Source organism: Streptomyces sp. NPDC051684, assembly GCF_044453445.1.
Lineage (GTDB): Bacteria > Actinomycetota > Actinomycetes > Streptomycetales > Streptomycetaceae > Streptomyces.
This window is the reverse complement of sequence record NZ_JBITCS010000004.1, coordinates 293956-319761: the sequence shown is the minus strand read 5'-3', so window position 1 is coordinate 319761 and position 25806 is coordinate 293956. Positions and strand designations below refer to the sequence as shown.

At 71.9% G+C, this 25806-nt stretch carries 21 protein-coding genes; 7 read left to right on the top strand and 14 right to left on the bottom strand.

Features of this window, described 5'->3' with window-relative positions:
• Nucleotides 1–13: 13 nt before the first annotated feature.
• Complete coding sequence (locus ACIA8D_RS07360) at nt 14–685, bottom strand: response regulator (protein ID WP_399229584.1); 672 nt, start codon at nt 683–685, stop codon at nt 14–16.
• Complete coding sequence (locus tag ACIA8D_RS07355; protein ID WP_399229582.1) at nt 682–2382, bottom strand: ATP-binding protein; 1701 nt, start codon at nt 2380–2382, stop codon at nt 682–684. The genes ACIA8D_RS07360 and ACIA8D_RS07355 overlap by 4 nt, the downstream gene beginning before the upstream one ends.
• Before the next feature lie 284 nt (nt 2383–2666).
• On the opposite strand from ACIA8D_RS07355, the gene ACIA8D_RS07350 reads away from it, so the two are divergent.
• Nucleotides 2667–4079, top strand: coding sequence for a GntP family permease (locus ACIA8D_RS07350; RefSeq protein ID WP_399229580.1), 1413 nt, complete (start codon nt 2667–2669; stop codon nt 4077–4079).
• 144 nt (nt 4080–4223) lie between these two features.
• Nucleotides 4224–5234, top strand: a complete 1011-nt coding sequence (locus ACIA8D_RS07345) for a mechanosensitive ion channel family protein (protein WP_399229578.1) — start codon at nt 4224–4226, stop codon at nt 5232–5234.
• Nucleotides 5235–5253: 19 nt separating this feature from the next.
• Here the strand turns inward: ACIA8D_RS07345 and ACIA8D_RS07340 are convergent, their stop codons facing one another.
• Together ACIA8D_RS07340 and ACIA8D_RS07335 are read right to left on the bottom strand one after the other, a co-directional pair.
• Nucleotides 5254–6123, bottom strand: coding sequence for an arylamine N-acetyltransferase (locus ACIA8D_RS07340; RefSeq protein ID WP_399229576.1), 870 nt, complete (start codon nt 6121–6123; stop codon nt 5254–5256).
• A 65-nt stretch (nt 6124–6188) separates the two neighbouring features.
• A complete protein-coding gene (locus tag ACIA8D_RS07335) occupies nt 6189–7178 on the bottom strand; it encodes an SDR family NAD(P)-dependent oxidoreductase (RefSeq protein ID WP_399229574.1) in 990 nt (329 codons plus the stop codon).
• Nucleotides 7179–7330: 152 nt separating this feature from the next.
• On the opposite strand from ACIA8D_RS07335, the gene ACIA8D_RS07330 reads away from it, so the two are divergent.
• Nucleotides 7331–7921 carry a TetR/AcrR family transcriptional regulator gene (locus ACIA8D_RS07330; protein ID WP_399229572.1) on the top strand — a complete coding sequence of 197 codons (591 nt, stop codon included), beginning with the start codon at nt 7331–7333 and terminating at the stop codon, nt 7919–7921.
• 89 nt (nt 7922–8010) lie between these two features.
• On the top strand, nt 8011–8622 hold the full coding sequence (locus ACIA8D_RS07325; RefSeq protein ID WP_399229570.1) for a hypothetical protein: 612 nt from the start codon (nt 8011–8013) through the stop codon (nt 8620–8622).
• A 48-nt stretch (nt 8623–8670) separates the two neighbouring features.
• On the opposite strand, the gene ACIA8D_RS07320 is transcribed toward ACIA8D_RS07325, so the two are convergent.
• Complete coding sequence (locus ACIA8D_RS07320) at nt 8671–9126, bottom strand: STAS domain-containing protein (RefSeq protein WP_399229568.1); 456 nt, start codon at nt 9124–9126, stop codon at nt 8671–8673.
• A 245-nt stretch (nt 9127–9371) separates the two neighbouring features.
• Between ACIA8D_RS07320 and ACIA8D_RS07315 the strand changes: the two genes are divergently transcribed.
• On the top strand, nt 9372–10562 hold the full coding sequence (locus tag ACIA8D_RS07315; RefSeq protein ID WP_399229566.1) for a nitrate/nitrite transporter: 1191 nt from the start codon (nt 9372–9374) through the stop codon (nt 10560–10562).
• Here the strand turns inward: ACIA8D_RS07315 and ACIA8D_RS07310 are convergent.
• The 6 genes from ACIA8D_RS07310 to ACIA8D_RS07285 form a co-directional block, all read right to left on the bottom strand.
• A complete protein-coding gene (locus tag ACIA8D_RS07310) occupies nt 10534–11841 on the bottom strand; it encodes a hypothetical protein (RefSeq protein WP_399229564.1) in 1308 nt (435 codons plus the stop codon). The genes ACIA8D_RS07315 and ACIA8D_RS07310 overlap by 29 nt on opposite strands.
• Complete coding sequence (locus ACIA8D_RS07305; protein WP_399229562.1) at nt 11838–16952, bottom strand: hypothetical protein; 5115 nt, start codon at nt 16950–16952, stop codon at nt 11838–11840. Before ACIA8D_RS07305 ends, ACIA8D_RS07310 begins: the two co-directional genes overlap by 4 nt.
• Entirely contained in the window at nt 16952–19033 is a 2082-nt protein-coding gene (locus ACIA8D_RS07300) for a CHAT domain-containing protein (RefSeq protein WP_399229560.1), read from the bottom strand. The genes ACIA8D_RS07305 and ACIA8D_RS07300 overlap by 1 nt, the downstream gene beginning before the upstream one ends.
• Nucleotides 19034–19111: 78 nt before the next feature.
• Nucleotides 19112–19942: a hypothetical protein gene (locus ACIA8D_RS07295; RefSeq protein WP_399229558.1), complete on the bottom strand. Its 831-nt coding sequence runs from the start codon at nt 19940–19942 to the stop codon at nt 19112–19114.
• 292 nt (nt 19943–20234) lie between these two features.
• Entirely contained in the window at nt 20235–20582 is a 348-nt protein-coding gene (locus ACIA8D_RS07290) for a VOC family protein (protein ID WP_399229557.1), read from the bottom strand.
• Nucleotides 20583–20631: 49 nt separating this feature from the next.
• Nucleotides 20632–21930, bottom strand: a complete 1299-nt coding sequence (locus ACIA8D_RS07285; protein ID WP_399229555.1) for an MFS transporter — start codon at nt 21928–21930, stop codon at nt 20632–20634.
• Between the two features lie 102 nt (nt 21931–22032).
• On the opposite strand from ACIA8D_RS07285, the gene ACIA8D_RS07280 reads away from it, so the two are divergent.
• The gene (locus ACIA8D_RS07280; RefSeq protein WP_399229553.1) at nt 22033–22803 is read left to right on the top strand and encodes a transposase; all 771 of its coding nucleotides are present in this window, start codon (nt 22033–22035) and stop codon (nt 22801–22803) included.
• A 21-nt stretch (nt 22804–22824) separates the two neighbouring features.
• Here ACIA8D_RS07280 and ACIA8D_RS07275 read toward each other — a convergent pair whose 3' ends face one another.
• The 3 genes from ACIA8D_RS07275 to ACIA8D_RS07265 all read right to left on the bottom strand — a co-directional run bounded on the left by ACIA8D_RS07275 (nt 22825) and on the right by ACIA8D_RS07265 (nt 25061).
• The gene (locus ACIA8D_RS07275) at nt 22825–23241 is read right to left on the bottom strand and encodes a nuclear transport factor 2 family protein (RefSeq protein ID WP_399229552.1); all 417 of its coding nucleotides are present in this window, start codon (nt 23239–23241) and stop codon (nt 22825–22827) included.
• A gap of 180 nt (nt 23242–23421) precedes the next feature.
• Entirely contained in the window at nt 23422–24150 is a 729-nt protein-coding gene (locus ACIA8D_RS07270) for a DUF2254 family protein (protein WP_399229550.1), read from the bottom strand.
• 104 nt (nt 24151–24254) lie between these two features.
• The gene (locus ACIA8D_RS07265; protein ID WP_399229548.1) at nt 24255–25061 is read right to left on the bottom strand and encodes an EamA family transporter; all 807 of its coding nucleotides are present in this window, start codon (nt 25059–25061) and stop codon (nt 24255–24257) included.
• Between the two features lie 153 nt (nt 25062–25214).
• Here ACIA8D_RS07265 and ACIA8D_RS07260 point away from each other — a divergent pair, with 153 nt between their 5' ends.
• Nucleotides 25215–25754, top strand: coding sequence for a CGNR zinc finger domain-containing protein (locus ACIA8D_RS07260; protein ID WP_399229547.1), 540 nt, complete (start codon nt 25215–25217; stop codon nt 25752–25754).
• Nucleotides 25755–25806: the final 52 nt, after the last annotated feature.

Sequence of the window (25806 nt, the reverse complement as noted above, 5' to 3'; positions counted from 1 at the left end):
CGGCGGGCGCGGTTCAGCCCGCCGGGCGGTACTCCTGCTCCGGTCGGCCCGTCGCCCCGTACCGCAGTCGCATGCGCAGCAGCCCGTCCGTGCACAGGCCCGCGAGGTGGCGTTGCGCCGTGGCGCGGGAGATGCCGATGGCGAGGCCCACCTCCGCCGCGGACCGGGCGGTGTCGGCCTGGCGCACGGTGGTCAGGACCAGTTGCCGGGTCGCCGCGTGCGCGCCCGTGGGGCGGTCGCGGCGCGGCGGCGGGGCCGAGAGCGCGGCCACCGCCTCGTCGATCGTGTCCTGGTCGACGTGCGGGGAGTCCAGCGTGCGGCGGTAGCGGGCGTAGCCGCGCAGGCGGTCGATCAGGCGCTGCGGCGGGAACGGCTTCGCGAGGTAGGCCAGCGTGCCGGCCGACAGCGCCGCACGCACGGTCCGCCCCTCCGTCGCCGCGCTCAACACGAAGCAGTCGCAGGGCAGTTCACGGACCAGGTCCACGCCGGACCCGTCCGGGAGGTACACGTCCACCAGCGCCAGGTCGACCGGCTGCTCCCGGACGACCTCGCGCGCCTGCTCGGCCGACCGCGCGGTGGCCACCACCGTGAATCCCGGGGCCTGCGCCACGTGCGAGGCGTGCAGGTCCGCCACGTGGAAGTCGTCGTCCACGACCAGCACCGACAGCGTGGGACGTGCGTTCACCATGTCTCCTTCAGTACGTCCGGCAGCCGCGCTACGAACATGGCGCCACCGAGGTCTCCGCCCGGTGCCACCAACTCGACCTCACCGCCCCGGCCACGCGCGATCTGCCGCACCAGAGCCAGGCCGACACCACGGCCGCCGGGCACCGAGCCACCCTCCTTCGTGGAGAAGCCCTCCTCGAAGACGGCCTCGGCGCGGTCCGCGGGAACACCGTCGCCGCTGTCCGCCACGGTGATCACCAGCGTCGTGTCCTGGGTCATCAGCTCCACCTCGACCTGACGCGCCGGGCGCCCACCCTCGCCCGCCGCGTGCACCGCGTTGTCCAGCAGATTGCCGAGGACCGTGGTGACATCCACGGGTTCGGTGACGGGGGAGTCGACCCAGGTGCCCTCCCCGAGCACCAGCTCCACGCCCTTCTCGCGCGCCTGCGCGGCCTTCGCGCGCAGGAAGGTGCGCAGGTAGTCGTCGTCCACCGCGTCCAGGCCGGGCAGGGACACCGACGCCGAACCCGTGCCGGTCAGTTCCTCCAAGTAGCGTGCCGCCTGCGCCAGATGGCCGCCGTGGACCAGGCCGGCCACCACGTGCAGCCGGTTGCCGAACTCGTGGCGCTGGGCCCGCAGCGCCGAACCCATCGCCTGCACCGCGTCCAGCTGCCGGGTCAGCGACTCGACGTCCGTACGGTCCTTGACCGTGACGAGCGTGCCCAGGTCACGGTCGGCGCGGCGCACCCGCCGGGCCGACACCACGAGGACCCGTTCGCCCGCCGTGGTCACCACCGGCTCACCGCTCCCGCCGTCCGACCTGGCCGCACGCGCCACCGCCAACACCCGTGGAGGGAGCCCCCATTCGGCCACCGGCGCGCCCGCCGGGCCGTCCACCGCGAGCAGCCGCCGCGCCTCGTCATTGACGACCGTCACCCGCTCCCGCGCGTCGAGGGCCAGCACCCCGTCGCCGATGCCGTGCAGCACCGCCTCCTGCTCCTGCACGAGACCCACCAGCTCCTCCGGCTCCAGGCCGAGGGTCAGCCGCCGCCACCGCCGGGCGAGCGCAGCCGAGGCCAGTACGCCGACGAGCAGCGCCAGCGTCAGGCAGGCCAGACCGACAAGGAGGACGCGGACCACCTGGTCGTGCACATGGCTCGCGGCGACCCCCGCGTTCGCCTCGCCCACCACACGGCGGCTGTGCGGGGCGTAGACGGGGACCTTCGCCACGATCTCCTCGCCGAGGTGCGCGCGGTCGTGGTCGAGCACCTCGTGCCCGGCCAGCGCGCGGGACGGGTCGGTGCTCACCATGCGCCCGAGCTGGCTCTTCTGCGGGTGGGCGAGGCGGACACCGCGATCGTCGGTGACCACCACGAACAGGGACCCGGTGCGCGCCCGCGCGGCCTGGGCCAGCGCCTGCACCGGTCCTTCGGCGAGGGCGGCGACGTCCTGCTCCGCGCGGGCCCGGCGGCGCCCGTCGGCGGACACCGAGTAGCGGGCCGCCTGCGCACGGACCACCGGATTCGCGGCGACGGTACGGGCCACCCCGAGCGCCCGCAGCTGGTATTCGCGCTCGACGTGCTGATCGTTGACGTATGCGAAGGCCCCGAAGGCGGCCGTGAGGGCGAGCGCGACGACCGCGCTCTGCAACAGCAGTACCTGGGTGCGCAGTCGCAGTCGCCGTCTTCGCCACCGCACCGGCCTGGAGAACTTCACGTCGCGACGGTATCCGCCGCCTCCCGCGGGCCCGTCAGGGACCCCGGTCCGTGCGTGCACTCAATGAGCAGAACCCGCACAAGGCGGGTTTCGCGGCTTGCGCGCGCAACCTGTTCGGCGCGGATCGGCGCGGGATACGTTCGCCCGGCCCATCCCCCCACCACCCCCCTGCACACGTACCCCGAGCCATCCTGTCCGAGCCGCCCCGACCAGGAGTTCCCCATGACAGCACCGACCGCAGAGGCCAGGGACGGCCTGCGTGACAGCACCCGCGGAGGCCGCCGGTGACCACGCACACCTGGGGCCTCCTGGCCATCCTGGTCCTGTCCATCGTCGCGCTGATCGCGCTCATCAATACGCGGCTGCGCCTCCACCCCTTCCTGGCCCTGACGCTGGTCTCGCTCGCCGCGGCCGTCGCCGCCGGTGAACCCGCGGAGAAGATCGCCGAGTCCCTGGAAACGGGCGCGGGCTCCATCCTTGGCGACGTCGGTGTCACCCTCGCCTTCGGAGCGATGCTGGGCCGGCTGCTGTCCGACTCCGGAGCCACCGACCGCATCGCCCGGCTCATCGTCCACCGGGCCGGCCGACGGTCACTGCCCTGGTACATGGCCGGCGCGGCCTTCGTCATCGGGATCCCGATGTTCTTCGAGGTCGGGCTGATCGTGCTGCTGCCGCTGATCTTCAGCGTGGCGCGGCGGCTGCGCGACGACCACGACGTCAAGGGCTCCCCGTACGTGGCCCTCGCGGCCCCGGCGATCGCCGCCCTGTGCACCCTGCACGGCATGGTGCCCCCGCATCCGGGACCGCTGATCGGAGTGAGCGGTCTGCACGCCAACCTCGGACTGACCATCGGCGTCGGCCTGATGTGCGCGATACCCACGGTCGTTCTCGCGGGCCCCGTCTACGGCCGGTGGATCGCGCCGCGCCTCGACGTCAGGCCCGACCGCACGCTCGTCGCCCAGTTCACCGGTGACCGCTCCGACGACGCGGACACCCACGGGGACACCACGGAGTCCGGCCGGACGCGCCGCGGTGTGCCCACCGGCTGGGCGGTCGCCGCGGTCCTCGTCCCGGTCGTCCTGATGCTCCTGAACACCGTCGCCGACCTCGTGCCCGCGCTGCCCGCGGGGCTGCGGCACACCCTCGCCCTGACCGGTTCGCCGGTCGTCGCGATGTTCTTCGGCCTGCTCTTCGCGCTGTTCGTCGTGGCGCTGCCCAGCGGGGCGGGCGGCGAGGCGATCCGCGACTCCCTGGGCGAGAGCCTGCGGTCCGTGGCCGGCATCCTGCTGATCATCGCGGGCGGCGGCGCGTTCAATCAGGTCCTGGAGGACTCCGGCATCGGCAAGGCGGTGGAGTCGGCCGCCTCGGGCGCACACCTCAACGTCCTTGTGCTCGGCTGGCTGTTGGCGCTGCTGCTGTCGTTCTCGACCGGCTCCGCGACCGTGGGCATCGTTGCCGCCACCGGCGTCCTCGCCCCGATGGCCGCCACCGAGTCGAGCCTGACCGTCTCGCTGCTCGTCGTCGCCATCGGTGCCGGTTCCGTGGGCCTCAACTACGTGAACCACGCGGGGTTCTGGCTGGTCAAGGAGTCCTTCGGGATGACACTCGGCCAGGCCACCAAGTCGCACACCGTCATCCAGACACTCGTGAGTGTCTGCGGACTGCTGATGACACTTCTGCTGTCACTGCTGGCCTGACACGGTGACGAGGATGCGAAGGTCCCGTCGGGACGCGTGAAGGCTCCACACATAGCTCTCCATCGCTTTGACCTCGACGGAGATCCGTAAATAGGTTCGGGCGCCAAGCATGTGCCTCTCCTGCCACGGAACGGAGCTCAACCCGTGTCGTCCCATGACGCGTTGACGTCGTACGCCCTCAACGGCGAAAACCCGGTGACCAGCGCCCCCGAGTGGCTGCGGGACAACATCGGCACGTTCGTCGGCGTTCCGCTGCGCATCCTGCTGATCGTGCTCGGCGCCGTACTGGTGCGGGCGCTCGCGCAGCGGGCCATCACCCGGACCGTGAACAGGGTCCTCCAGGCGGGCGAGCACGACAGCGAGCCGCGGCGCACCACCCGCGGCCCCGCCGTGCTGCAGCGCGATGCCTCCCGGGCGCAGGAGCGGCGTGAGCAGCGGGCACGCACCATCGGCTCGGTGCTCAGCAGCATCGTGACCATCGTCGTGTCCGTCATGGGCCTCGCCATGATCCTCGACCAGATCGGCATCGCGCTCGGCCCGCTCCTCGCCAGCGCCGGCGTGGTGGGTCTCGCGATCGGCTTCGGCGCGCAGAGCCTCGTCGCCGACTATCTGGCCGGGATGCTCATCATGATCGAGGACCAGTACGGCGTCGGTGACTCGGTCGACCTGGGCGAGGCCATCGGCGAGGTCGAGCACGTCGGGCTCCGCCTCACCCAGGTCCGCGACCTCAACGGCGGCCTGTGGCACATCCGCAACGGCGAGATCATGCGGGTCCGCAACGACAGCCAGGAGTGGGCCCGCGCGGTGCTCGACGTGTCGGTGGCGTACGACTCCAACCTGGAGAAGGTCTTCGCCGTGCTGGAGGAGACCGGCATGTCGCTGCGCTCGGAGGAGGACTACAAGGGTGTCCTGCTCGAGGACCCGTCGGTGTGGGGTGTGCAGTCCATCGAGGCCGACGGCATCGTGGTCCGGCTCGTCGTGAAGACCGCACCGCTCAAGCAGTGGGCGGTCACGCGTGAGCTGCGCCGCCGCACCAAGGAGGCCCTCGACGCGGCGGGCATCGAACTGCCCTTCCCGCAGCGCTCGGTGTGGGTGCGGGGCGCGAAGGACACCGACGCGGAGGACAGTCGAGCCGAGGTCCCGATGGCGCGCTGACCCACCGCGAGCGGGGCGGTTACGAGGCCGGGTTGCGGGTCGCGTCGAGCTCCGCCAGCCGGGTCACCAGCAGCGCGGCCTCCTCGGAATCCATGGTGATGTCGAAGACGTCGTCGAGCAGCTTGGGCACCTCGTGCGGGACCACGGTCCGCGACTCCGGCTCCCGGCCCGGACGGTGCGTCGTCCACACCAGCACGTCGAGGGTGTCGTACCGGTCCGTGCGCAGCCGCTGGATGTAGGGGCGGGTGACGAAGGGCGAGCGCTCGTGCGTGGACACGAAGTGGTTTCCGACGGCGTAGTCGACGGGGTACTGCGGGGTCTCGGTGAAGACCTGCCGCACCGTCCAGCCCGCCGGCCCCTCCGGACCGTCCCCGCGCTGGTGCACCGCCCAGCCCTCCGAGTCGTGGGTGATCGCCTGCCACCGCAGCAGGTACGGCCACGGTCCGCCTTCGCTGCTGCCGCCGTCGACCAGCTCGATGGGTTCCAAGGGGCTGGCGCCGAACCCGATGTCGACCAGCCACCGCTTGTCGTCCAGGTCCACGAGCAGCATCGCGTGGGTCAGCGGGCGGGGCGTGCCGGAGTCCGCGCCGAGCTGCACCCGCGCGGAGACGGCCGTGTAACGGAAGCCGAGCGCCTCCAGCGCGGCGGCGAACAGCACGGTGTGCTCGTAGCAGTAGCCGCCCCGGCCTCGGCGCAGCAGCTTGTCCTGGACCGACGGCAGATCGATCCGCACCTCCCGGTACAGGAACGAGTCGAAGGTGTCCCACCGCAAGGTCAGCACATGCGCGCGCTGCAGGGCCCGCAGTGTCTCCAGGGTGGGCGCACGGTCGCCCGTGTACTCCAGGCGGGCCAGATAGGCGTCCAGGTCGAGTTGCTCGCTGCTCCACATGTGGGGGCAACCCCGCCGGGCGCGGCGGATATTCCGGACGCTGCGCCCGAGCCGGGGCGCCCGGCTCACACCTTCAGCATCCGCTCGCTCAGCTCCCACAGCCGCCGCGCGGAGTCGGGGTCGAGGGAGTGTGACATGGCATCGGACGGGATGCTGTCGGCGGTCAACGGACGTTCCTCGTCGTCCAGCGGCGCGATGTCGCTGTCCTTGAGATAGACGCCACCGATGCCCGCGAGTGCCGGGTGTGCGGCCCCGAACACGATCGTGGCGGCGCCCTGCGCCGCGGTCTTCTTTCCGAGGGCGGGGTCGATGACCGGGCGGCCCCGCTCGTCGACCAGACCCTCGGCGCGCAGCGCCTCCTGGCCCGCCGCGCTGTTCAGCGCCGTGCCGACGACGACGCCGGGATGGGCCGAGTAGGCGCGAATGCCGTCGGCGGCGTGGCGGTGGTCGAGTTCGACGCCGAACAGGACGTTGGCGCACTTCGACTGCGCGTACGCGAGCCGTGGACTGTAGTCGCCCGCCTCGAAGTTGACGTCGTCCCAGCGGATGCCGGACATGCGGTGCGCGCCGGAACTGACGTTGACGACCCGGGCTCCGTGGGCGGCGCGCAGGGCGGGCAGCAGGTCGAGGGTGAGCTGGAAATGGCCCAGGTGGTTGACGGCGAACTGCAGCTCGTAGCCGCGTCCTTCGACCTCGCGGGTGGCGGGGGCGGCCACGCCGGCGCAGTTCACGAGGATGTGCAGCGGGCGGCCTGTGGCATTCCACCGGTCGGCGAAGGCGGTGACGGAGGCCGGGTCGGCCAGGTCGAGGCGGCCGGTCGTCACTCCTTCGACTCCGGCCTCGCTCAGTGCGTCGGCCGCGCGCCGCGGGTCGCGGGCGGCGACGGTGACCGCGGCGCCCCTGGCGGCGAGCGCGTGGGTGACCTCCCGGCCGATTCCGGCGTGGCCGCCGGTGACGACGGTGTGCTTGCCGGTCAGGTCGATGCCGGCGAGGACGTCGTCCGCCGTCGCCGCGGGCGCGAATCCCGAGCCGATGGGCTGCTGTTTGGTGGTCATGAGGCAGGTCCTCTCGCGGTGCGGCGCGTGCCGACCCTGGTGCGGTCGCCGCGCACTTTCCGGAACATTGCTCCGGTTAGCTTACGGAGCGCTGTTCCGTTTCGGCAAGCCCAGTAGGGTTCCTCCTGATGGGCAGTCCTCGGGAGGAACGCGTGGGAACCACGGAAGGCCAGGTCGGCGGAGCCGGCCGGGGCAAGCGGGCGGACGCCGCGCGCAACCAGGAGAAGCTGCTCGCCGCGGCGGCCCGGGTGTTCGTCACCTCCGGCGTCGACGCGCCGGTGCGGCGGATCGCCGCCGAGGCGGGCGTCGGCATGGGCACCATCTACCGGCACTTCCCGACCCGCGCGGAACTCGTGGTCGCGGTCTTCCGCCACCAGGTCGAGGAGTGCGCGGAGGCGGGCCCGCGCCTGCTGGCCGGGGCCCGGTCCCCGTTCGAGGCGCTGCGCGCATGGGTCGATCTGTTCGTGGACTTCCTGGTCACCAAGCACGGCCTGGCCAACACGCTGGAGCCGGCGGGCAGCGGATTCGCCGCGCTGCACTCGTACTTCATCGACCGGCTGATGCCCGTCGCCGAGGAACTGCTGGACGCTGCCGTCGAGGCCGGCGAGATCCGGTCCGGCGTGCGGCCCTACGAGCTGTTGCGGGGCATCGGCAACCTCTGCATCGGCCACGAGAGCGACACCGGCTACGACCCGCGCCGGCTGATCGACCTGCTGATGCGAGGGCTTCGGCAACCACGCTGACGGGCGGGGATCCGCCCTCGCTCGCCCACAGGTGTGACCCCCGGGCGCGCCACCCGCCCCGTCCGACGGCCGAACCGAAGACTGGCCGCATGACTACCCGCCTCTCCCACGCCCGGTTCCTCCAGCGTGCCGCCCTGGTCGCCGCCGCCGCGCTGACGACCGCCCTGTCCGCCACCCTCGTCGCCGCACCTGCGGCATCGGCCGCCCACTGCGCCGCCGGCTCCTGCGGAGGCGCGGCCGTCGTGGCCCCGCTGTCCCAGGAGCCGCCCGCCGTCGGCGCGTGTACGAGCCCGGAACCCGTGGTCTGCGAGATCCGCCGCGCCACGCCCGACGAGCGGGTGGAGCAGCGGGACATCCGCATGCGCTACCTCGACCTCATCGGTGACATGGACCGCGTGCGGTGCTCGATGCGCGCCGAGGGTCGCACCCCGGAGGAGATCGCCCGCCGTCTGGTCGACCTGCGCAACGACGCCAAGGAGATCACCCGGGCCGGGATGACGCCGGAGGAGGTCCGGGTCCTCGAAGCGCGCAACATGGTGAAGTACGGCAACCCCCTCGGCCCCACGGCCGATCAGCTCCACGCCAAGTACGGCTCGTGGGAGAAGGTCGCCGACGCCGCCACCCGCACGAGCCGCGCCGTCGACGGGGAACTCGGCCTGGCGTACCTGCCCTGCCCCTGCGCGGTGCCCACCGCGGCCTGACGTTCGGGCCCCGGCGGGCGGTGCGGTCGACTGCTCGCCGGGGCCCGCTCAGCTGCCCGCGTCCCCGTCCGCCGCGCAGGCCGCCGGCGGGGCGGCGGCGTCCTCGCCGCCGCGGATGGGCGGCGGCCAGACCGGGCGGTGGTGCCGGGGCAACGCCTCCAGGGCGCCGCTCACGGTGGAATGGGACGGCAGCAGTTCATTGCTGGCCGTCTGGCTGAGCAGATCGGACAACCGTCGTCCGGGGCCGGCCAGCAGGAGCAGACCCTCGCGGCGCTGCAACAGCCAGCGGGCGGCGAGCAGGCAGTTGAGGCCGCGCGAGTCGCAGAACGTGAGCGCCGTGACGTCGAGCACGAGATGCCGGTGGCCCGACAGCACGCGGGTCCCGATCGCCCGGAGGAAGAACTGCTCGCAGTTCTGGTCGAGTTCCCCGCTCACGCGCAGCACCGCGCAGTGCTCGCACCGGGCCAGCTCGGTGACAGCCAGGCGGCCTGCCTGCGTGGACATCGTGCCTCCTGTGAGTCGTACGGATACGACACGTCTTCTACGGTTGCCCAGGACCATCCCGCGTACGCGCAGAAGTACATCAATGAGCGCAGTCTTTCCGTAGTCCCGTGCCGCATGTATGACAGAGCGTCAAGTTACAGGTGTGTAACGGGAGGTGGCGGGTAGGTAGGTGCCCTGCCCGACCGACAAGGGGAGCTGGTGAAGGCGTGAGGGGCTTCGGAGGCCGTCCCGGGGAGACACCCCGGATGGCGCCCGGTGTCGCGCTGGCCGTCGTCGCGGCGAGCACGCTGCTGTCGATGAGTGTGTGGTTCTCCGCGTCGTTCGTGCTGCCGCAGTTGAAGGAGGAGTGGGGGCTGAGCCCCGGGTCCGGTGCGCTGTTGACCGTCGCCGTGCAGCTCGGCTTCGTCGTGGGGGCCGTGTCGTCAGCGATGTCAGGTCTTGCGGACCGCGTGGCGAACCGCCTGTTGATGTGTGGTGGTGCGCTGGGTGCGGCGGTGGCCAATCTCGGGGTGCTGCTCGCCGACGGGCTGTGGCCGGCCGTCGTCCTGCGCCTGGCCACCGGGTTCTTCCTCGCGGCGGTGTATCCGCCCGCGCTCAAGGAGACCGCGACCTGGTTCCGCGCCGGCCGGGGAAAGGCGCTGGGCGTCATGATCGGCGCGCTCACCGTCGGCTCGGCGCTGCCCCACGCCGTGAACGCCGCGGGTGGCGTGGACTGGCATCTCGTCATCGCGGTGACTTCGCTGATGGGCGCGTGCGGGGGCGTGCTCGCCCTCTCCCTGCGCTCGCCCGGCCCGTACCCGTTCCCGCGCCGCCGGGTCACCGTAGGGGGCGCCCTGCGCTCGCTGCGCAATCGCGATGTCGTGCTCGCCGACCTCGGGTACGTGGGACACATGTGGGAGCTGTACGCGATGTGGGGCACGGTGGCGTCGCTGCTGGCGAGCGTTCCGGTGGTCGAGGAGTCGAGCCGGACGGACGCGCTGGCCTCCACCGTCGCCTTCGCGTGCATCGGCGTCGGCGCGATCGGGTGCCTGGTGGGCGGGGTGCTCGGCGACCGGTGGGGGCGGGCCTCGGCCGCCCGGATCTGCCTCGTGTGTTCCGGCGGGGCGGCGCTGGTGCTCGCCGCCGGAGTCGACGCGATGCCGTCGGGGCTGGTCATCGCCGTGTGTGTCTTCTGGGGCTTCTGGGTGGTGGCCGACTCCGCCCAGTTCTCGGCGCTGGTCACGGAACGCGCCGACCCCGACTACGTGGGCGGTGCGCTGTCGTTGCAGCTCGCGCTCGGCTACTCGACCACCGCGGTCACGTTGTGGGGCGTTCCGGTACTGGTCGAGCACACCTCGTGGCGGGTCGCGCTGTTGGTGCTCGCGGTGGGGCCCGTCGTGGGCGTGGTGGCCATGAGCCGGTCGATCGTCAGGGACCGGCGCGCGGCGTCGGCCTGAGGTCCGGTCCCGCCTGCTCGTCCGGCTCCGCCGCTCGCAGGGCGCGCAGCAAATGACCTCCTGCCCCAGGGGCTCGACCGCCGTTCGCCGCGGCGTTCGGATCCCTGTCGCGCGGTCCCTGGGGCCGGAGCGCGAGGACCTCGGAAACCGCTCGGGCGCCGATACGGCGGGCCCGGTACTCCGCCGGGTCCGACAGGAATGCCAGCGCCGCCGCGGCGAACACACCAGGGACGAGGGTGAGGCCGGACGGAATGCCCGCCAGGAGGCGGTCGGCGTGCAACCGGCCGGCCGACGCCGTGGGAATCAGTCTTGGGAGGCGGCGGCAGGCGAACTGCGGGTAGCCGTCGTCGAGGAGAGCCCGCGCCACCCCCGTCGAGGCGCCATCGCTGCCGTTCGCCAGGGCTTCGGCGGCCGGCGCGGGCCACGCCTTCGGGCGCTCCTGGTCGGTCACATCCAGGACGGCGCAGCAGATCCGCAGACGGGTGCCGAGCGGCGGGTGTGCCGTCAACTCCGTTTCCTCGTAGGCCGGTTCGGGGTCCAGTGCCCCCAGGATGTCGGCGAGGACCGCGGGGTACGCCGCCCCGCAGGCCAGGCTCGCGCACACGTCCGCGAACACCTCGCCGGACCACGCGGGCGGCAACGACGTGCCCGCGAGCCGCGCCGCGATCGTCTCCGTCAGGCCGAAATCGTCCTCGATGTGATGCCCGACCTCGTGCGCCACGGTGAGCACGGCGGGCACGTGCGAGCCGTAGTACCACGGCACGTCGATCACCGGGAACGGCAGGCTGCGCACCAGCTGGACACCCGCGCGCGTGTGCATGCCGCCGCGCGGCAACAGCTCGCGGTACTGCCCGCCGCGCCGGTGCGCACGCGGCGCCGCGTCCCGGCCGAACGACACGAGCGGCGGCTCCTTGGACCGGGCGTGCCCCGCCCCGAGCGCCGCCTTCAGAGGGCCCGCGTAACACGCCCAGGCGAGTTCGTCCGCGGCGTCGAGGTAACCGCGGTACTCGTCGAGCCTGCGCAGCGCGAACTTCGAGCGGAAGTAGTCCCAGACGTGGTGCAGGTCCAGGACCAGTACGTGCAGGCCCGCCGCCGCCGAACCGGCGGCCAGCTCGGCACGCGCCGCCGCGATGCCCTCGCCCAACATCGCCTCCACCGCGCGGAGTTGACTGCGGTGCTTCTCCAGCGGGGCCTTCGTGTCGAGGGCCAGGTGGCGCCAGGCGGCCAGTTCGTCCTCGAGGCCGTCGAGCAGCGACTCCAGCTCCGCCGGCGGCGTCACGACTGACCCATCGGGCGGCGCAGCAGCGCGGAGGACGCCGCGAACAGCGCCGACGCCCGCAGCGCGTCCCCGTCGGCCTCGAACGTGGTGCCCCGGTCCGCTCCGCCGTCACCCGCCCCCTCGCGCATGCCACGTACCGCGTGCGCCACAGCGGCTTCCTCCGACAGCGCCCGATAGAAGGACACCATGTGCTCCGGGCCGCTCTCGGGGAACAGGCCCGTGCACACGATCGCGGGGCAGTCGCCGAGCCGGAACAGCTGTGCCGCGAAGAGATTGCGCAGCGCCAGCTGGACGTGGAGGTCCACCTCGGAGCCGGGGCACGGCGGCTCGAGGACGACCAGCGGCGTGCGGTCCGGCTCGAACTCGGCCAGCCAGCGCGAGAGTTGGCTCGGGAAGAGGTCCGAGCCGCGGGCCTTGCTCTCCAGCCGGCGGGCATGACCGGGTGGCGAGAAATCGAGGTACGGCATACCGTCGCGCTGGCGCAGCGGCGCGGCGATGTGCAGGACGTCGGTGCCGTCCGGGGGAGACGTCAGGCGAGTGGTGAGTTCGGTCACCGAGTCCACCACGACCAGCTTGACCGGGAAGCGGCGCTGCTGGGGGTGGAGGCGGCGCTGCCAGTACGACAGAGGCACCACCCGCTCCTCCTGCTTCGTGCTGAACACCAGGACCTTGCGCGGCCCCGGCTCGCGTGTCTCGTCCCGCTGCAACGCGCGCCTGGTCTCCGGGCCGACGAGCGGCCGGCCCGCCGTAGGAGCACCCGGCTGGATGCGCTTCAGAGCCTTGCGGGTCTCGGGCCCCACGAGGCCGTCCACGTCGAGGCGCAGGCCGAACCGCCGGTTCAGCCGGTGTTGCAGCCAGCGCACGTCGATGCGGCGGGCCGCGGAGGGCAGCGTGCGGTACATCACCGGCTGCTCCTCCTGGTCGGCCGCGGCCAGCGCGTGCTGAAGTGTCATCTCCCAAGGCAGCGCGTGCGCCGTCGGATCCTCGGACTCCAGCCGCGCGAAGCGCAGCCGGCGCAGCGTGGACTTGCTCAGGGCGGCACGCAGCAGCCACTCGTCGGCGTGCCAGGCCGCCAGCTTCGCCGGATGCGGCGAGGCCTCGTCGTCCACCGGGTCGATGTCCGGGCGCCGGCGCAGCGCCAGCGTCCGCTCGCCCGGCCAGTCCTGGAAGAGCCGCAGCTCGTCCTGCCGGTCCGTATCGCGCATCACCGGCCAGCTCAGGCTGAGCAGGAGGTCCTGGATCCGCTCCGGCACACCGTCGACCTGGACCCGCCGCGCGCAGTCGGCCAGCGTCTGCGGGAGGCTGTGCTGCACGATGCCGGTCTGCGAGGCCAGCGCGACGGCCCGGTGGAACGCCTGGACGGCCGCGGTGCGATCCGGCTCGATCCCGGCGAGCAGCACCAGCGCGGCGAGCGCGAGCCGGGCGTGCGGAACACCCGGCGTGCCGCTCGGCACGGTGCGGGGCTGCTCCCACGGCACCCGGCGAAGAAGCCGCACCGCCTGCTCGCGTTGGCCGAGCCGGGCGGCGATGCGCCCGCACCGCCAGACGATCAGCCGGTTCTCCCCGGCCCCCTCGACGAGACTGTCCACCGCCCGTTCGAGGCGCGCCGGATCGGCGCCGCCGACCTGGGCGATCAGCAGCCGGGCCAGCGCCTGATCGGGATGCTCGCCGTCCTCAGTCATCTCGTAGAACGGGCGCAGCAGTGGCCAGGGCACCCGGTTCTCCAGGGCCGGATTGTCGACCAGATCGCGCAGGGTCGCCAGGCGCGCCTGAGCGGGCCGCACCTCCGCCAGTGCCCGCCCCAACTGCCCCAGCTGCTCACCGGGATCCTGGTCCTCGGTCAGCGCCGCGACACGGCACAGCACCTGCAAGGGACGGACCAGGGCGGGCAGCTCCCCGTACGGCATCGGCAGGCCCTCGACGGACGTCACGCCCTGCGTGCGCTTCGCCCACTCGCGGGCGAGCAGGTGCAGGCGCAGCGCGAACTCCGGTTCCTGGCCCGGGGATTCCTTGGGTTCGAGGAGGCGGTGGGCGGAGGTGAAGTCCATGCTGTCGCGCAGCAGGAAGCGGGCGAACAGATAGTGGCACTCGGGCTCGCCCGTCAGATAGCCGAGTTCGGACCACAGCCCTGCCGCGCTCGTGAACCAGTCGTTGGCGTCGGAGAGTTCTTGCAGCTCACCGTAGGCCACGCCGCGCAGCTGGGCGTTCTGCGCGAGGTGCCGGTAGCGCTCGGCGCCCTGCAACTGTCCCGCGGCGATGTCGGCACGGTGGATCGCGGTGAGCACCGGCTCCTCCCGGCCCAGCAGCAGGTGCGCCTTCGCCTGGAGCCGCGCCTTGTCCGCCCGCTCCGATGGCGTCGTCACCCGCGCCGCGTCGAGCACGGCAAGGGCCTGCTGCGGTCGCCGACAGCGCAGCAGCAGCCCGGCCTGCTGGGCGACGGCCTGGAACGTGGGCTGCCCGGCCTTCCCCAGCAGCTCGGCGGCCTGCGCGTACAGCTCGATGGCACGGCCGACGTCGCCCATCAGGCGGCGCTGCGCCGCCTCCGCGGACGCGGCGGTCGCCGCGACGACCCGCTGGCCCATCTCCCGCGCGAAGACGAGGACTTGGTGGTAGGCCGCCGCTGTGTCCTGGGAGCGCAGCAGGCGCAGCTGCGCGGCGCGGATGCTCAGCGCCCACAGCCGCTCCAAGGCGGGCAGCTCCCCGCGCGAGAGCACGCACTCGTCGAGCAGGTGCACCGCGTCCCCGGCGTTGCCGCCCAGGCCCAGCAGCGCGGCCCGTACGACGTCCTCGCGCACCGAGTGTGGCCGGTCCTGGGGGCTGACGCCGCCCTGTGCGAACAGCTCCTCGGACCGCGTCAGATGCAGCTCGATCTCCGCCCACACGTGGTCGTGCGCCTCCGAGGGCGTGCCCTCGGCCATGGCCTCGCGGAACTGGGCGTAGGCGATGTTCAGATGGGCCTCGGCCATCAGGGAGAACGTGATGACGGTGCCGCCGCGCACCCGGCGCGGGGCGTCGCGTTCCACGTACTCGTCCCCGAGGATCTCCTCGGCGAGGCCGCGCAGCTGGTCGGTGTTCCCGCCCGCCCAGGCGCGCTCCATCGCCTCGCGCCAGCGCCGGGGCGCTTGCGGGTCCCGCATCTGGAAGCGGTGGTAGAGCGATTCGCGCAGATACCAGGCCCAGTTCTCCGGATCGGCCTCGCCCGCGTCGGCGGCCCGCTCCTCGAAGCGTTGGGCGAAGTCCCGGTGCAGCTCGGTGAAGACGTTCTTGTCGGATATCAGGTCGCGCATCGGTCCGAGGACGACGCTGTGGAAGACCACGGACTCCTCGTCGCCCGGGACCACGCTGATCCAGGAGGAGCCGCCCGCGTACTGGAGCAGCTTGCCCCAGGCGGCGTCGAGGCGTTCGCGGCCCGGCGAGGGGACGGGCGGGAAGACCGTCCCCTCGCCGTGGAGTTGATGCGCGTCGGTCAGCGGGTCGTCCGCCGCCTGCGCGGGTCCGGCGGTCATCCGCTTCTGCAGATGGGGCCGCAGGATGTCGTGGACGTGCTCGCGGCGCAGCCTGCGGGGGATCACCCCGTAGCGCACCAGCCACAGCACGACCGGGTCCTCGATGCGCCGCAGCACCCGCTTGACGAGGTAGCGGATCAGCGGGTCGCGCAGGCTGCCCAGCTCCTCCGCGGTGACATCGGGGTTCTGGTCCGTGACGTCCGCGAAGAGCGCGAGATGGAAGGGCATGCCGGAGCTGCGGCGCACGATGATGTCCCGCAGCTCGGGGTGGCGCACATCGCGTACGTCGCGCAGATAGCGGTCCGCCTCGTCGGGGGTGAACTGCACCACCTGTACGTTCTCGTAGTCACCCAGCGAGGCGAGCGCCCGGCCGTGCCGGATGCTCAGGTCGGGGCGGCCGGCGAGAATCAGACGCAGCGCAGGGCAGGCACGCACGGTCTCGCCGAGCAGACGCAGCAGTCCGTCCGTGTGCGAGGCGCTGCGCAGCACGACCTCCTCCAACGTGTCCACCACGACAAGCACGGGCCGGTCCGTGCCGAAACTCTTGTTGAACCGGGTGGTGAAAGCCTCCACGACCTCGCGCTCGATACGGCCCTCGTCCTGCGTCCGGATGCCTCGGGCCGCCTCCTTGGCCGAGCGCGACGTGGGCCGGCGCAGCAGGGAGCGGTAGGCCGCATACTTGTCGAGTCCGGTGAACACCCGCTGCGGCAACCGCAGTTCGAGCTGTTCGGCGGCCTCCAGGAGCAGCAGCCAGGGCCAGTGCGCGGTGTTCAGCGGATCGATGACGTCGAAGTCGATCCGGGCGCAGTTGATGTCGGTCTCCGCGGTCACCGCCTTGCGCGACACCAGCCAGCGCAGCTGCATGGTCTTTCCGGTGCCGCCCGTGCCGTGCATCTGCCACACACGCGGGCCCTGTGCGGAAAGGAGGCGCCTGGCCCGCTCCCACAGCCCGTCCGGTTCCAGGAACTGGGCGCAGCGGGCGTAGTCGGCCGCCCAGTACGTGCGGGCCCGCAGGTATCCGGCCCGGTCCTCCGCCAGCCTGAGCAGCGGGCGCGGGGCGATCGCCGCCCGGTCCGGGTCCGTCAGTACGTCGACGAGGTCCTGGCAGCGGCTGAAGTCGCGCTGGGTGTCGCTGGCGAGGAACAGCTCGTCGAAGAGAGCGGCGGCGTCCTCGGGATCGGCGAGCATCAGATGGCGCAGCTGCTCGGCCGGCCTGCCCCGCGCGGCCCAGTGCTCGCTCAACTGCCTTTCGAAGTCCACCAGTTGCTTGGGGTACGGCGGGCCGCCGTCCTCCTCCAGCCAGGGGGCCAGATAGGCGGGGCGGTCCGCGTCCGGCACCTGGTAGCACATCCGGTGACCGGGGATCTCCTCCACGGCGCCGCGCTCCAGCAGGGCGGTGAGACCGGGCGGGGAGCCGCCCACGAAGTCCCGGACGAACGCGTACGTCTCCTCGTCGAAGAGCCGCGCGACGGCCGCCGCCCGGAGGGTTTCGGTCCACTCCGGGGGCAGCAGGGCCCGCCGGATGTCGTCCAGGGCCTCGCCCTGGCCCAGCCGCCCGACGAGTTGGCTGAACGCGGCCGCGAGACGCTCGTCCGGATCGGACATCAGCCCGCCTCCTCCATGCCGTCGACGTCGCCCATCGCGAGCCAGGTGTCCAGGACCCGCTGGTACACCCCGAGGTGGAACGACTGCTGAGAGCCCCGCAGGCCGTTCATGACGTCGAGGAGCGCCTCGAACTCCTGGAAGCTCTGGCGCCGCAGGACCCTGTTCTGGTGCCGCTGGCGCTCCCAGAACTCCCTGGCCAGACGCTTGTAGTCGGGCTGTTGGAGGTCCGTCAGGACCACGGGGGAGCCCTCCATGAACTTCTGCAGATGCCGGAATCCCGGCCAGCTCTGGGGCGCCACGGCCAGAATGCGCAGCGGGAAGTCGCCGCCGCCCTCCTGTACGGGACCGAGCAGCAACGGCAGCAGGGCCTCGCTGAATTCGGACTCGCTGATCCGCTGCACACTGTCGATGGCCAGCAGATGCGGGCGGCGCCGGGCCACGGCCCGGCTGCGCAGGGTGTTCAGGAACGCCTGGAAGATCTCCGTCCTGCGGGCCTCGGCGTGCCGGTCGGCGTCCACCGTGAAGGAGTGGCCGAGGTCGAACGCGGGCGACGGCATGCCCTCCGCCCACCGCTGGCCGCCCTGCGCGGCGAGGTTGAGTACCTGGTTGAACCGGGCGAACTCCGTGACATGCATGGCGGTGGGCTGACGCTTGTCGTCCGTGCACGCCTCGCGCAGCGCCCGCAGCACCGCCAGCCAGTCCAGGGTCACCGGCTCGTCGCCGTTGCCGAGCCCCGCGTAGTCGGCGAGATCGGCGTACGTGACGTCCTCGCCCCGCAGCATGCAGGTGAGCAGGCACCACTTGGCGAGCCACGTCTTGCCGGACTTCGGCCGAGCGGAGGTGATGGCGAGGAGCCGGTCCGGCGGCGCCGCGGCCGCCTCGTCGGGCCGCTCCCACCAGCCGGTACGGCGTTCCTTGGCCCGCCCCACGAACATCCCGAGCTCGGCGAACGGCCAACTCTTGTTCAGCCGGGTCAGTTCGGGCTCCGGGTGGCCGAACTTCACCCGCACCACGTCGCGCGGGTCCTCCACGCCGCATTGTAGGACCGGCAACGCCCACGACGGTCCGTCCGAGTCGTCGATGTGCAGATGGTTACGGGCCGAGGTGACGGCCGCGTCGATCGACTGGGCGTCGGCCAGGTGCTGGTACAGCGAATGGGAGAACTCGGCGGCGGCCGACGATTCGATGTCCGCCTGCATGGCCACCACCGCCAGGGAACCCCGCTCGAGACATGTCTCGACCAGATCCGCGAAGTCGGCCGCGGGGGCGTGCGCCTGCCGGCAGGCGTTGAGCACCACGAGCCGCGGCTGCCAGGAGACGTAGAGGTGGTCCATCTGTTCAGGACCGAGCGTCCAGCTCTCCTCCGGTGCCTCCCAGCGCGGGTCCTGCGGGCCGACCGCGGGCTGCGCGACATTGAAGTGGAGCCCTCCCGTGTCGCCTTCCACCGCGCGCATGCCGTGCCCGATGAAGTGCAGTACGTGCGGGCGGACATGGGTCACCTCCGCGATCAACTCGCGCAGGCTGGGGCCGTCGATCACCTCGGTGTGCACCCGGCCGGGCAGCCGGGTGAGCGCCGCGCCGATCATCGCCAGCTCCTGGTCGGCGAGGAGACGGCGGTCGGCCGGATTGCACACCACCAACAGGACCCGCAGGGGGCCCTGCTCCGGGGGACTCTCCGCGGAGGTCCCGACGCGCCGACCGCGGCGCAGCAGCACACGGTTGTTGCGCGACCACGCCTGCCGCCTGTCGCGCATCAACTCCCAGGGCAGCCGGGCGAGCGCCGGACAGTCGATGTCGATCCTGACGTGCAGCGGGTCCTGCTCGGACGCCCCGGCCTGCAGCTCCGCCCAGCGCCCTGCGGGTGCCGCGTCGAACACCGCCCGGTACAGGCGCAGTCCGACGTCGGTCCGCTGCTGCGGGGGCGCCCCGGACTCGAGCGCCGCGGTGAACGCCGAGGCCGTGTCGCCGGTCGGATCGTGTGCCACCGCCACCAGTTCGTCGCCCAGTCCCCACTCGAACGCGCGGGTGTTCGTGTGCAGTTGGACCCGGTCGTCGGTGATGCGAATAACTGCGTCGGTCATTGCCGGCCCCCCGAGGGTCTTGCGTGTGCCGTGTGCCGTGTGCCGTGTGCCGTGTGCTTGGCGCTTGGTGGCTGGCGCCTAGAGCCGTTCTCCCGACTCCGGGCACTCCAAGTGGTCTGGCTGCTCTACGTGTTCGACGATCGCCCCTGCCTCGTCGCGGGCCTCGTCCAGCAGGACCGGGGGCACGGGCCCCGCGGCGAGGCCACGGCCGGGCTGTGGTGTGCCGTACTCCTCCCGGACGCGCTTCAGCCACGTCCTGCGCACCCGGAGGACCCGATAGCAGGGGGTGAGATTCGCCCCGGTCCAGTTCAGGCCGAGGTGGCTCGACGCGCTGAAGGCGGCCTGGCCCGCGAGGTCGACCAGCTGCAACGGCCCCGGACCGAGCGCCCCTTGGAGCCGCAGCTCGGCGCTGGCGCCCTTCTTGTCGGCGACGAGGACGGTGCCGGCGCGGGCACCGACCACGTCGGAGACGACGAGCAGATCCGGATCCCAGTCGCCCCGCCACAGCCGCCGCACCAGGGAAGCGGCCAGCCCCGCGAGGTCCGCGAGGCCGGACTGTTCGAGACCGGTGTAGACGATCAGGGCGCTGTGCTGGTCCCGGAACTCCACCAGCGCACCGGCCTCGGCCGCCGCCACAGACGAGAAACCCTGCGCCGAGACCCCCGCCGCCTTGAAACGCACGGCGACCGTGCCCCCGGCGTCGTACGTGATGTCACCCGGAGCGCCCGCGGGGCCCCGCTTCGCCTCGATGCCGCGTTCCGCGAGGCTGCCCGCGGGGACCGCACCACGGCGGTGCAACTTCCGCACCTCGCCGACCTCGACGCGCTCCGTCAACGGCCACGCCAGCCACCAGCCGCCGTAGACGTCCCCGAGCGCCTTCCGGTACGCCTCGTATGAACCCTTGGCCATAGCCGCTCCCCCTTGCCCCCGTGAGAACGCGGCACCTTTTTTGGAGGCTAGCAGCGGTTCCGCTCCTGGGCGCCGGGCCGAACGGCCCCTGCTTTCAGTGGGGTTCGGGGCTCGTACGAGGAGCCCGGCCGGCTCCGAACAGGAGCTCGCATCACGCGTGCAACGCTGCCCCTGGAGGCCCGGGAGCCGCGGCGCGTACGCCGCCGGCGGTACGCGCAAGGGACGGAGAACGTAGCGGGATGCCGACCGGGCCACCGGGCCGCACCCGGTGGCCGGGCCGCGGGCCGAGCGGTCAGGTCACCGGGTTCTCCAGCAGCGTGACCCGGTTGCCGTCCGGGTCGGTCACGGCGGCGAACCGGGCGAGCACGCCGCCGGTCTGCACGGGGCCCGCCGTCAGGCCGCGCTCCGCGAGGGAGGCCAGCGCCTCGTCCAGGTCGGGCACTTCCAGGTTGAGCAGCGTCGAACCGGCGCGCTCGGGATCCTCGAAGACCTGGAGCCAGCCGCCGGAGGTGAGGTGCCAGTCCGCCAGGGACGGCATCGGGCGGGTGTCCGGTGAGCGTCCCAGCAAGCGTTCGTACCAGGTCACCGCGGCGTCGACGTCCCGGACCGGAGCCACCATCAGCACGCGCGCGATCTTCATGGTCGACCAGCCTCCTGAGTGCGATGCCCGTGTATCCCTGTATCCCTGTCTAGCAGTCCGAGAGGGTGCCCCGCTTCTTGTCCTGACGGTCCTGCGCGGGGTCCTTCGCGGTGTTCTCCGCGGTGCCTTCCGCGTGCGGAAGCGACGGGGGAGCGGCGGGCCCGCCCCCGGTGCGCAGTGTCACGGCCGCCGCGACCGCCGTCGCCGCCGCCATCAGCAGGAAGCCGACGGAGAAGGTGGCCACCTGCGCGGCGAGGCCCAGCAGGAGCGAGCCGAGACCGGTGCCCGCGTCGAAGCCGATGTTCCAGACGACGGAGGTGGTGTGTCGGTTTTCCACGCCCGCACGGTTGAGCGCCTGGACGAGGGTGACACTCTGGAGCCCTCCGTACGCCGCCCCCAGCAGCAGGAGCCCGGCCAGCAGGCCGGGCAGCACGGCAGTCCCGGAACGGACGGTCCAGGCGACGAGGCCGAGCCCCGCGCACGCCGCGAGCAGCAGGCCGAAGTTGAGCGGCCGGGCGCTGACCCGGTCCGCGAGCACGCCGCAGCTCCAGCGGGTCACCGCGGCGGTCGCCGTGAAGGTGACGAGCGCCCCGGCCGCCGCGCCCGGTGAGCCGGCGAACTGCGGGGTGAAGGTGAGGATCGCGCCGCCGGCCACGGTCACGAGCAGCAGCAGGACGACCGGCAGCAGGATGCGCCGCAGCGTGGCCGCCGGCCCCGTCCCCGTCGTCGCCGTCCGGGGAGCACAGGGCTCGGGATCGGGCGCGTCCGAGTGGGCGTCGAGGGCGCGCCCCAGGCCGGGCGTGAACGGCAGGGCGAGTACGGGCAGGATGCCGCATGCGAGGATCGCGGGCAGGGCGAACGCGGCGACCAGGGCCGGTGCCGCCGGGGTGAGGATCATCTGGGGCAGCGCGATCGACAGGCCGTACAGCCCGATGGCCGCGCCCTGCCTTCCGGCCGGGGCCAGGGCCGCCACGGCGGTGGCGCCGCACACCGTCATGATGCCGAAGCCCGCGCCGCGCAGCGCCGTGGTGGCCAGGATCGGCCACAGGTTGTCGCTGAGGGCCTGGAGCGGGGCGGGCAGCCCGAGCAGCAGGGCGCCGAGGGCGAACGTGCGTGCCCAGCCCAGCTTGCGGAGCGTGGCCTTGACGCACAGCTGGGAGGCGACCGTCATGGTCATCAGGACCGCGGTGACGAGTCCGGCGCCGAGCTCGTCGGCGCCGCCGTCCAGCGCCCACTGCGGGGACACCGGCAGCAGCAGCGCGAACCCCGAGAAGCAGAAGAGCACCACCGTCATCAGGTGCGGGACGCCGGGCGACCGTATGACGGAGGGTCTCGTTCCTTCAGCCATGCAACTCATTCCTCTTTTCCGTCGGGCCCGACGGGCTTGGCGGGCAGAGGACGAGCCTAAGGCTTGTCCCGTAACGGCTGATCTTGGCGACATGATCTTGGCGTGTCTGGTCTGATCACGGCTTCGGAGCCGTCCTGGATAGTCCCCTTCGCCGGGCTGAGCCCGCGGCAGTTCGGCAAGCTGGTCACCACTTTGCGGCGCGAAGGAGCGGACTCGGCCTGCAAGGGCCGTCCGTGGAGCCTGCCGCTGCACGACCGTGTCCTGCTGGTCACCGCGTACTGGCGGACGAACCTGACGCTGCGGCAGCTCGGCCCACTCTTCGGTGTGTCCAAGTCGGCTGCCGCGCGGATCATTGGGCATCTCGGACCGTTACTCGCCCTGCGGCAGCGCGACCGGTTCCGGAAGGAGGCCGTGCTGATCGTGGACGGCACTCTGGTCCCCACCCGTGATCACGCTGTCGCCGCGCAGTCGAAGAACTATCGGTACTCCACCAATCACCAGGTCGTCATCGACGCCGACTCCCGGCTCGTCGTCGCCGTTGGCCGGCCCCTGCCCGGCAACCGGAACGACTGCAGGGCATGGGAACTGTCCGGAGCCAAAGGCGCTGTCGGAAAGGCCGTTGTCATCGCTGACGCTGGGTACCGAGGCACGGGCCTGGTCATCCCGCACCGCCGCGAGCGCGGACAGAACGACCTTCCCGCCTGGAAGGAGGAGCACAACGCTTCCCACCGCCTAGTCCGAGCCCGCGTCGAGCATGTCTTCGCCCGCATGAAGACCTGGAAGATCCTGCGCGACTGCCGCCTGAAGGGCGATGGTGTTCACCATGCCGTGCTCGGCATCGCCCGCTTGCACAATGTGCTCCTCACCGACTAGGACAAGGCGGGATGTGACTGGTCAGCCGTGCTTTGTCATCCCGCCCAAGGGAGTTCGGCGTGGCGACAGTCTGCGATGGCTGATCCTCCAGCCGTCAGGCGTGGGCACGACGGTGTCGTCGTAGGAGACGGAACCGCAGGAGCCGTCCGGCTTGATACCCAGCCCCTTGGAACGGACCTTTACCCGGCCATCCTCCGACGCCGTCACGACGACGTTGGTGACGTGATGTGCGACAGGGTTGGCCTCGCCCAGCGCCCATGCCGCTTCTCGGATGGCCGCTACCCCAGATAGCGATTCCTGGCCGAAGTCGGTGAGGTCGTAGACCACATCGGCGGTGAACACTTCCTCGAGCCGGTCAAGGTTTCCGTCGTCAACAAGATGACCATGCAGTGAGACCAGTTCGGTGATGGCCAAGCGATCTTCAAGAGCGAGCGACACACGTGTCCCCTCCGGCCCGGCGTGGGAGGCACCAGGCCAAGAATCGATCCGACGTCATCACGGCACCACACCGCTCGACGAGTTGGGCCGCAGCCGACAAGAGCGGGGCCGTGCACGGCGTGATCGTCCCCTACCGACGGTCAGGCTGCCACCGAATTGTCCACCTGTGCCCTGTCACCATCAGCCGAAGCCCGTCTTACGGGACAGGCCTTTGACCAGCGCTTTCCTGTGGAATCCGATCAGCACGCCCGGGAGCGCCGCATGAAGCACTTCGTGCTCGGCGGTGCGGTCCTCCTCGCGAAACGGCTCCTGCGACCTGCTCAGTCCCTGGACCAGGCGCACGCTCCTGAGCGTCTCTCGCATCAGCAGGTCGATGACCTCGGTCAAGCGCATGAGACGCAACGTGTGCTGCACGTATGCGATGAAGGCGAGGACGCAGCAGGTCACCAGGACCATGGTGAAGAAGCCGGAGAGGAACGGGACGAAGACGTCCTTCCGACCCCTCTGGTCCTCGACACGCAACGACAAATACCGCACCACGAGCGTGTAGAAGAAAGTCCCCAGAAAAAGCGCCAGGGCGGTTTTCGTCACCCGGCTCTGCATGAACAGGCGGACCACACGCGGCGTGAGGTTCTCGGCGGCCATCTGGACCGCGACCAGGGTCAGGGAGAAGACCACACCGATGAAGGTGAGCATGGGCGGCCCGACCGACGCGATGACCGCCCGGCTCGGATCGCGGAACGCCTGGAAATCCGGATCGTTCAGTGACGGTGTCGAGGAAAGGACCTGGTCGATTTCAGTGGTGACGATTCCCCATACGCCACCCGCGAGAAATCCCAGCAGCGGTACGAGCAGGGAGAACCGTGGCACATGAGAAGTCGCGTTGAGCCGCCATCTCTGCGGCCGCATCACCCGCCACCTGCCCCTCTCCAAAGCCAAAGCCAGCCGGATTCCGAAACGTATCCCGGTCAAGATCGGGCCGCACATCGGAATGGGGGCTGGGCTTCAGCACGTCACCGGGCGGCCCTCCGCACCGACCACACACCGGCCGCGACGATCAACGCGGCCGCCCCCAGTTGCCGCCCGGTCAGCTCCTCGCCCAGCAGCACGAAACCGACCCCGGCCGCCACCGCGGGGCTCAGCGCGAGCAGCACACCGAAGGCGCGGGCGTCGATGCGCCGCAGCACCGTCATGTCCAGCGCGTAAGGGATCAGCGAGGACAGCAGTGCCACGAGGAGCCCGGTGCACAGGACGGACGGGCGGGCCGCCACCCGGCCGCCCTCCGTGACGGCGGCGAGCGGGGTCAGCACGCAGGCGCCGACGGTCAGCGCCAGCGACAGGCCCGTCCAGTCCGGGAACAGGCGGCCGACCCGCCCGCTCAGGACCACGTACCCGGCCCGGCACACCGCCGCCGCCCCGCCCAGGAGGAGCCCGGCGGCGGGCAGCGAGGCCCCCGGCGTCGCCAGCAGCAGTACCCCCGCCAGGGCGAGCAGCGCCACCACGAGGTGCTCGATCCGGCGGGACAGCGCGATCGACAGGGCCAGCGGGCCCAGCAGTTCCAGGGTTGCGGCCACGCCGATCGGGAGCCTGCTGATGGCCTGGAAGTAGGCCAGGTTCATGGCCGCGAGGACGAGGCCGAGTGCGACGGCGGAGCGCCACTGCGCGGCCGTGATCCCGCGCAGGCGGGGCCGGACGAACAGCCACAGGATCACGGCGGCGAAGCACAGCCGCATCCCGGCCAGCGCCGTGGGTCCCACGGCGGCGTACGCGTCCTTCGCGACGGCTGAACCCACCTGGAGGCTGGCGATCTGGGCGAGCATCAGAGCCGGTGCCGCCCCGGCTCCCCGTGACAGCGACGGCGGCAGCGACCGCCATCGGGACCGCGACGGGGGACTCTGCACCGGCACACCCATCCCAGACCTCCACGTTCACGTTGTCCGAACCTGTGGTGCCCACGGTGCTGTAATGCCCTTATGCACTTCAACCATTACGGCGGCGAGGCCGCCCGGCTCGCCGCGGCCCTGGTCAACCTGACGGAGTCACCACGCCCCGAGGCACTGGAGACGCTGCTCGCCGAGCACGGCGTCGTGAACCGCGCGCTCACCACCGCGCAGGCCGAGTCGCTCTGGGGCTGGAGCCGGCGCCTGGCCGGGTGCTTCGGATCGCGGGACCTCGAAGGGCGGTGCCACGCGGTCAACGAACTGCTCGCGGACGCGTCGAGCAGCCCCCGGATCTCCCTGCACGACGGGCGGCCCCACCTGCACTACAGCGCGATCGGCGCCGACGCGGCCGCACACATCCGAGCCGTCACCGCCGCCGGGCTCGCCTACGTCATCTGCTCCGCCGACGCCGGACGGCTGGGCCGCTGTGCGCGCCGGGGCTGCGCCCTGGCCTTCGTCGACACCTCCCGGGGCGGCCGTCGCACCTACTGCTCGGTGCGCTGCGCCAACAACGACGCCGTGGCGCGGCACCGCGAGCGCGGCCAGGCATCACAAGGCAGAACACATTTCTAACACGAGGGGTGTTGTGTTTGAGGGGTTCGCTGTTAGCTTGTCGGGCAGTGGC

Bases quoted from the DNA above. Each gene is read 5' to 3' on its own strand.
- ACIA8D_RS07340 (WP_399229576.1), bottom strand. From the start codon at position 6,123: ATGTGGAGCAGCGAGCAACTCGACCTGGACGCCTATCTGGCCCGCCTG.
- ACIA8D_RS07320 (WP_399229568.1), bottom strand. From the start codon at position 9,126: ATGTCCACGCAGGCAGGCCGCCTGGCTGTCACCGAGCTGGCCCGGTGC.
- ACIA8D_RS07335 (WP_399229574.1), bottom strand. From the start codon at position 7,178: ATGACCACCAAACAGCAGCCCATCGGCTCGGGATTCGCGCCCGCGGCG.
- ACIA8D_RS07285 (WP_399229555.1), bottom strand. From the start codon at position 21,930: ATGGCTGAAGGAACGAGACCCTCCGTCATACGGTCGCCCGGCGTCCCG.
- ACIA8D_RS07290 (WP_399229557.1), bottom strand. From the start codon at position 20,582: ATGAAGATCGCGCGCGTGCTGATGGTGGCTCCGGTCCGGGACGTCGAC.
- ACIA8D_RS07300 (WP_399229560.1), bottom strand. From the start codon at position 19,033: ATGACCGACGCAGTTATTCGCATCACCGACGACCGGGTCCAACTGCAC.
- ACIA8D_RS07315 (WP_399229566.1), top strand. From the start codon at position 9,372: ATGGCGCCCGGTGTCGCGCTGGCCGTCGTCGCGGCGAGCACGCTGCTG.
- ACIA8D_RS07270 (WP_399229550.1), bottom strand. From the start codon at position 24,150: ATGCGGCCGCAGAGATGGCGGCTCAACGCGACTTCTCATGTGCCACGG.
- ACIA8D_RS07265 (WP_399229548.1), bottom strand. From the start codon at position 25,061: ATGCTCGCCCAGATCGCCAGCCTCCAGGTGGGTTCAGCCGTCGCGAAG.
- ACIA8D_RS07260 (WP_399229547.1), top strand. From the start codon at position 25,215: ATGCACTTCAACCATTACGGCGGCGAGGCCGCCCGGCTCGCCGCGGCC.
- ACIA8D_RS07305 (WP_399229562.1), bottom strand. From the start codon at position 16,952: ATGTCCGATCCGGACGAGCGTCTCGCGGCCGCGTTCAGCCAACTCGTC.
- ACIA8D_RS07295 (WP_399229558.1), bottom strand. From the start codon at position 19,942: ATGGCCAAGGGTTCATACGAGGCGTACCGGAAGGCGCTCGGGGACGTC.
- ACIA8D_RS07325 (WP_399229570.1), top strand. From the start codon at position 8,011: ATGACTACCCGCCTCTCCCACGCCCGGTTCCTCCAGCGTGCCGCCCTG.